General features: G+C 64.7%; 5 protein-coding genes. 2 read left to right on the top strand and 3 right to left on the bottom strand.

Translation table 11 applies throughout. The annotated features are described in order from the left end of the window. Window positions 1-1,488, top strand: a 1,488-nt coding sequence (ilvD, locus tag HY852_RS24350; protein ID WP_291607451.1) for a dihydroxy-acid dehydratase, incomplete at its 5' end; no start/stop codon positions are given. Between the two features lie 263 nt (window positions 1,489-1,751). Beyond that, window positions 1,752-3,101, top strand: a complete 1,350-nt coding sequence (locus HY852_RS24345; protein WP_291607450.1) for a globin-coupled sensor protein — start codon at window positions 1,752-1,754, stop codon at window positions 3,099-3,101. Window positions 3,102-3,109: 8 nt separating this feature from the next. On the opposite strand, the gene HY852_RS24340 is transcribed toward HY852_RS24345, so the two are convergent. The 3 genes from HY852_RS24340 to HY852_RS24330 all read right to left on the bottom strand — a co-directional run bounded on the left by HY852_RS24340 (window position 3,110) and on the right by HY852_RS24330 (window position 7,053). Next, window positions 3,110-4,369 (bottom strand): arsenic transporter, encoded by a 1,260-nt coding sequence (locus HY852_RS24340; RefSeq protein ID WP_291607449.1) that lies wholly within the window; start codon window positions 4,367-4,369, stop codon window positions 3,110-3,112. A gap of 90 nt (window positions 4,370-4,459) precedes the next feature. Next, the gene (locus HY852_RS24335) at window positions 4,460-6,919 is read right to left on the bottom strand and encodes a PAS domain S-box protein (protein WP_291607448.1); all 2,460 of its coding nucleotides are present in this window, start codon (window positions 6,917-6,919) and stop codon (window positions 4,460-4,462) included. Continuing rightward, on the bottom strand, window positions 6,916-7,053 hold the full coding sequence (locus HY852_RS24330; protein ID WP_291607447.1) for a hypothetical protein: 138 nt from the start codon (window positions 7,051-7,053) through the stop codon (window positions 6,916-6,918). Before HY852_RS24330 ends, HY852_RS24335 begins: the two co-directional genes overlap by 4 nt. Between the last annotated feature and the right edge of the window lie 5 nt (window positions 7,054-7,058).

Genomic DNA, 7,058 nt, shown 5'->3' with positions numbered 1-7,058 from the left:
TGCGACAAGATCACGCCGGGCATGATGATGGCCGCGCTGCGGCTCAACATTCCCTCGGTCTTTGTGTCGGGCGGACCGATGGAGGCCGGCAAGGTCAAGCTGCACGGCAAGGAGCAGGCCGTCGACCTGATCGACGCCATGATCGCGGCCGCGGACTCCAAGGTGAGCGACGCCGACGTCCAGGTGATGGAGCGCTCGGCCTGTCCGACCTGCGGGTCGTGCTCGGGCATGTTCACGGCCAACTCGATGAACTGCCTGACCGAGGCGATGGGGCTCGCGTTGCCCGGCAACGGGACAGTGGTCGCGACGCACGCCGACCGCAAGCGCCTGTTCGTCGAGGCCGGACACACCATCGTCGACCTGGTGCGGCGATACTATGAGCAGGACGACGCTTCCGTGCTGCCGCGCAACATCGCCAACTTCAAGGCATTCGAGAATGCGATGACGCTGGACATCGCGATGGGCGGCTCGACCAACACGGTCCTGCATCTGCTCGCCGCGGCGCAGGAGGCGCAGCTTGATTTCACCATGCGCGACATCGACCGGCTGTCGCGCCGTGTTCCCGTGCTGTCCAAGGTGGCGCCGTCCGTCGCCGACGTGCACGTCGAAGACGTTCATCGCGCCGGTGGCATCATGGCCATTCTCGGCGAACTGGAGCGAGCCGGACTGATCGATACTTCCGTTGCTACCGTGCACACCGCGACCCTCAGCGAGGCGCTGGAGCGCTGGGACATCCGGCGGAGCAAGAGCGATGCCGTGCGGCAGTTTTACCGCGCTGCTCCCGGCGGCGTGCCGACCACTATCGCCTTCAGCCAGGAGCGGCGCTACGACGAGCTCGATCTCGATCGCGAGAAGGGCGTGGTGCGCGACATGGAGCATGCCTTCAGCCGGGACGGCGGGCTGGCGGTGCTGTACGGCAACCTCGCCCAGGACGGCTGTATCGTGAAGACGGCGGGCGTCGACGCCTCGATCCTGAAATTCGCGGGGCCTGCCCGCGTGTTCGAGAGCCAGGAAGCGGCGGTCGACGGCATTCTCGGCGGCAAGGTGCAGGCCGGAGAAGTCGTGGTCATTCGCTATGAGGGCCCGCGCGGCGGACCCGGCATGCAGGAGATGCTGTATCCGACCAGCTATCTGAAATCGGTGGGGCTCGGCAAAGCCTGCGCGCTCGTGACCGACGGTCGTTTCTCGGGCGGCTCGTCAGGACTGTCGATCGGGCATCTGTCGCCGGAAGCTGCGGAAGGCGGCAACATTGGTCTCGTCCGCGACGGCGATCGCATCTCGATCGATATTCCGAATCGCAGCATCAGCCTGGAGGTATCGGAAGAGGAGCTGGTGCGTCGGCGCGCGGCTGAAGTGGCGCGGGGCGATGCGGCGTGGCAGCCGGCGAACCGCAAGCGCGTTGTTTCCACCGCGCTGCAAGCCTATGCCGCGCTGACGACCAGCGCGGCCCGCGGCGCCGTTCGCGAGGTCAAGCGGCGCGTGAAATAAGATCGGCTGAGCCGGCAGACCACCGGTAAAAAAAGCGCTCGTCGAATGCCAATCCCCGTAAAACAACGGGTTTTGCGCGCATCTGGAGTTGTGCGCCGTGCAAGGGCATCTCCCTAGGATGAAGTATCCTTAAGAAGAAAGTAAGCGAACTCTCTCATTACTTTGTTCATGCGGCGCTCACGCCGCGCGCCATCCTGCGCCCGACGGAGGGCTGGACGATGCGAGTCGGACCGCAACGGGCGGACCGCCGAGGAACAGGTATCATGAGCAACCAAACTGGAATCGCGCAGCGCCTGGCGTTCAACCGCATCGATAAGGAAGCCATCGAGGCGCTGCGCGAAGCGCGCGACGTCGTCCAGGAAGCGATGCCTGCGATCCTCGACCGGTTTTACGATCATGTCGGCAAGTTCCCGGAGACCTCGCGGTTCTTCAGAAACCGCGAACACATGATGCATGCCAAGCAAATGCAGCTGAAGCATTGGCAGATCATCATGGACGGTCGCTTCGACGAGAGCTACGAAATCTCGGTGACCAAGATCGGCGAAGTCCACAACAGGCTGGGGCTCGAGCCGCGCTGGTACATCGGCGGGTACAATGCGCTGGTCACGGACCTGATCGAGGCTGTTGCGTTGAAGATGTCAGGCGGCTTTTTCGACCGCAAGAGCAGCCAGAAAGCGCTCAGGATTCAAAGGGCCCTGATCAAGGCGGCCATGCTCGACATGGATATTGCCATCTCCGTCTACATTGAAGCCGGCCGGCGCGAACGCAGGGCGGTGCTGGATAAATTGGCTGACGATTTCGAAGCCGCCATCGGCGCGGTCGTCAACGTCGTGGCATCGGCTGCCACGGAGCTGCAGGCCTCCGCCCAGCATTTGCAGGCTGCGACCCAGCAGACCACGGGGCAGGCAGATGTGGCGGCGACGGCATCGTCGGGCGCCACCACCAGCGTGAGTGCCGTCGCCGCGGCCGCCGAGGAGATGTCCAGCTCGATCGCAGAGATCAGCCGCCGCGTGAATGAATCCGCCGGCATCGCCGGCAAAGCGGCGCACGAGGCCGATGATGCGGCGAAGCGCATCGATCAGCTCTCGGAATCGGCGCAGAAGATCGGGACGATCGTCGAGCTGATCAACAGCATCGCATCGCAGACCAATCTGCTCGCGCTGAACGCGACCATCGAAGCCGCCCGGGCCGGAAGCGCAGGGCGCGGCTTTGCCGTAGTGGCATCCGAAGTGAAGGGCCTGGCCGAACAGACGGCGAAGGCAACGGCCGACATCGCCGCCCAGATCGGCGAGGTTCAGAAGTCGACTTCCGATTCGGTGGCAACCATCTCCAGCGTGACCACGATCATCAGATCCATGACCGAGATCTCGACCGCGATCGCCGCGGCCGTTGAGGAGCAGAACGCGGCGACCAACGAGATCTCGCGTAGCGCCCAGCAGGCCGCCGCCGGCACGCAAGCCGCCTCGGCCAACATCATCGAAGTGACACAGGCAGCGAAAGATGCTGGTGGAACGGCCTCGGATGTGCTGAGCGCCGCCGGCGAACTCTCCAAGCAGTCCGAGCATCTCCGCGCCGAAGTGCACAGGTTCCTGGAGACGGTTCGCGCCGCGTAAGGGCGCCCCTACCAGATCGCCGCGGCGAGCGCCGCGATCAGCGCCGGTGGCGTCACCAGGAGACCGAGCTTCAGGAAGTGCCAGGCGCCGACTTCGAGCTTTTCGCGGCGAAGCGCCACCAGCCAGAGGATCGTCGCCAGCGAGCCGGTGACCGACAGGTTCGGCCCGAGGTCGACTCCGATCAGGATGGCGCTGACGACCTGGGGCGGCAGGTGGTCGCTGGCCGCGACCGAACCCGCAATCAGGCCGACTGGAAGGTTGTTGGCGATGTTGTCCACGATTGCGGTGGCGAGGCCGACGCTCCAGGCGGCGCCGGGAACGGACTGCGCCACCGCCCCCTGCAGCATCTCGCTGAGATGTCCGATCACGCCGGTTCGCGCCAGCGCCTCCACCATGACGAACAACCCAGCGACGAGCGGCAGCACACTCCAGGACACGCCCTTCAGGACCGGCCTGGGTGATTGTCCGCTGAGGAAAAGCACGGCGGCCGCGGTAATCGTGCCGCAGAGGAAGGTCGGCAGGCCAAGCTGCACGTCGAGCGCCGAGGCCGTGACCAGCACGACGCCGATGGCGACGATGCCGTAGGCGGTCAATCGGCCGCCGCGGCTGAGTTTCGGCCGCGGCACGCTCCGCTCGATGCTTTCCTCTTTCAGAGCGCGGCGCTGGGTCAGGCGCAGCAGGGCGTAGGTGAGGAGGATGGAGGCGAGCGAGGGCAGCGCGAACTGGCGCAGCCATTCGAACAGGGGCGGCATGCGCGCGCCGAACACGACCAGATTGGCCGGATTGGATATCGGCAGGACGAAACTGGCGGCATTGGCGATGAACGCGCAGACGAACAGATAGGGCAGGGGCTTTGCGCCCGCGGCGCGCGTTGCGGCATAGACCGCTGGCGTCAGCACGATCGCGGTGGCATCGTTGGAAAGCAGTACGGTGACCAGCGTTCCGACCAGGTAGACCAGGAGGAACAGCCGCTGCGGCGAGCCGCGCGCGTGCTCGACCGCGAGCGCGGCGAGGTAGTCGAACAGGCCCTCGCGCCGGGCGAGTTCGGCGATCAGCATCATGCCGATCAGGAACAGATAGACGTCAACTCCCTTGCGCGCGCCCTCGATCGCATCGCGCCAGGGCAAGAGGCCAAAGGCGACCAGCGCGGCGGCGCCAAGCAGGGCCCAGACCGCTTCGGGCAGGCGGAAGGGCCGGATGATCACGCCGGTGGTCGACAGGGCGATGATGCCCCAGGTAAAGGCGGCGTCGTGTGGCGCGAATGGCACGTGTTCTCCCGGCGGTTTGCCCGTGACTATCGCATCGCGCTTTGCGATGGCAAGTTCACGAGCGGCACCGCGCCGAGAGCAGGTGTCGGATCAAGGTACGGCCGAGACCTTCCGCGCCATCGCCTTTCGCAGGATTCGCGACAGCGATTCTACCGAATAGGGCTTCTGGATCAGTTCGAAGCCACGATGGGCGTTCTCCGCAAGCACGTTGCTGTAGCCGCTGGTCAGCACCACCGGCAGCCCGGGATAGCGCTCGCGGATGATGCCGGCAAGCTCGACACCGTTCATGCCGGGCATGATCACATCGGAGAACACGAGGTCGGCGGCAAATTCGTCTTGCTCGAGAATGGCGAGCGCGGCGCTTGCATTGGGGACGCGGCGCACGACGTAGCCGAGATCGTCGAGAAGCTCGGTGGAGAAGCGGCCGACGTCGTCATTATCCTCGACCACCAGGATGCGACCACGGCCGGTCGTTGCCGGCTCGCTCAAAATGGCTGCGGGTACCGCTTCGCCCGGCCGGCTCGTCGCCTGCGGAAGGTAAAGGGTGAACGTGGCCCCCTCACCGGGGATACTCTTCACCTCGATGTCGCCTTCGGACTGCTTGGCGAAGCCGAAGGCCTGGCTCAATCCGAGCCCGGTCCCTTTGCCGACTTCCTTGGTGGTGAAGAACGGCTCGAAGATCGCTTCCAGGATTTGCGGGGCGATGCCGCTGCCGGTGTCAGTGACCGAGACGGCAATGAAGTCCCCGCTGCGGGCGGACTGCGCCCGCAGGCTCGGGATGCCATTCACCTTCCTGACCGATATGTTCAGCCTGCCTTCGCCATTCATCGCATCACGCGCATTGATGGCGAGATTGATCAGCGCGGTCTCGAATTGCGCGAGGTCGGCGATGGTGAAGCAGTCGGGATCCTTGAGGTCGATCTCGATCTGAATGCTGCCGCCAGCCAGCGGCCGCACCAGTTGCGCGACGTTTTCAACCTGCGTGCCGACGTTGAAGATTTCCGGCTTCAAGGGCTGCCTGCGGGCAAAGGCCAGGAGTTGCGCCGTCAGTTTGGAGGCGCGCTCGACCGTGTCGGAAATCGCATCGACGTAGCGGCGGCGCCGCTCTTCCGGCAGGTCGCGGCGGCGCAGGAAATCGGTCGCCGAGCGAATGATGGTCAGGAGATTGTTGAAATCGTGCGCGACGCCGCCCGTGAGTTGCCCGACCGCCTCCATCTTCTGCGACTGGCGCAACGCTTCCTCGGCTCTGCGACGCTCGGTGATGTCGACGGCTTCGGGTACCGCGCCGGAAATCCGGCCATGCTGGTCGTGCAGGGGGCGCATGCTGAAATCGAAGTAGCGTTCACCGGTGGGAAGCTGAAGCCGCCTCTCGATCCGGACCGCTTCGCCCTTCATGACATTCTCGAAGGCGTCACGAACAGCGTTGGACGCGCCTTCGGTCGCGGTGAACCATGGCGTTTCCCACAGCGGCCTTCCGATCACCTCGTCCGGCCGGGCCTTGATTCCGGCCAACGCCGCCTTGTTGGCGTAGAGCAATTCGCCCTTCAGGTTTACCAGACCCTGGTACTGGTTGCTGGTCTCCAGGATCGCGCGCAGCCGCGCCTTGTTGATCGCCAGTTGGGCCGTACGTTCCCTGATGCGATCTTCGAGCGTTTCGTTGAGCCGGCGCAGATCGATCTCGGCGTGCTTGGCGGCGGTGATGTCGTGGGCAACCCCGATGAACCCGATATGCCTGCCGCTTGCGTCCCAGCGCGGTTGCGATTCAGAGCGCAGCCACCGCCACTCGCCGTCGGCGCGCCTGTAACGGGCTTCCAGCACGAACGGCTTGAGCGAGCTTTCGCCCTCGATCTGCTCTTTTAGAATGCGCGGCAGGTCGTCGGGATGAAGGGCCTCGCGCCAGTCGAAATCGAGCGCTTCTTCATAGGGAAGACCGAGAAAATCGACATAGGCCTGGTTGGCGAAGGAGCGCCGGCGATCCAGCTTGGTGACCCAGATCGGCACCGGCGCGCTATTGGCGATCAGGCGGAAGCGCTGCTCGCTTTCACGCAGCGTTTCCTGTGCCACCATCTGGTCGCTGACGTCGATATGCGCGCCGACCAGGCGGAGCGGGCGACCACCGCGTTCACGCTCGATCTTGGCGACGACGCGGATCCAGCGCGTCTCGCCGTCACTGGGCCGGATGATGCGATACTCGGCAGCATAGTCCTCGCTTTGACCGGTCAGCGCATCGAGGAAATGCTTGACCGTAGCCTCGCGATCCTCCGGATGGATACGTTTGATCCAGTCCTCATGGCTCTCGTGGACGGCGTCGGGCGGAAGCCCGTGAATGATCAGGTATTCGGGCGAACGGCGGTTCTTGAACCCATCGCGCAAGTCGACATCGACTCCGCCGACCTTGCCGATGCGCTGGATGCGGGCGAGCTCTGCCTCGCGTTCCTGCAATGCGTGATAGGCGTTGTCCCGCTCGCGCGCGATCTTCTCAAGGTATCGACGCAGGCCTTCGGCGGCAATCGTCTCGTCGATTGGATAACTCGCGTCTGGGCTCGTCATTGATGCTCACACCTGCCAGCGCGATCCGCGCTTCGACCGTAGCCGGTGAACTCGAATGCCGGATCGGTGTAGCGCGAGACGGTGTCGGAGATGGCCACATCAGCCCAGGTCGGCTGTACGCGAAAGAGCGCCATTGCCC

It is taken from the genome of Bradyrhizobium sp. (assembly GCF_016213215.1).
Classification (GTDB): Bacteria; Pseudomonadota; Alphaproteobacteria; order Rhizobiales; family Xanthobacteraceae; genus Bradyrhizobium.
The sequence above is the reverse complement of the archived record's forward strand: the minus strand, read 5'-3'. Positions and strand labels throughout refer to the sequence as shown.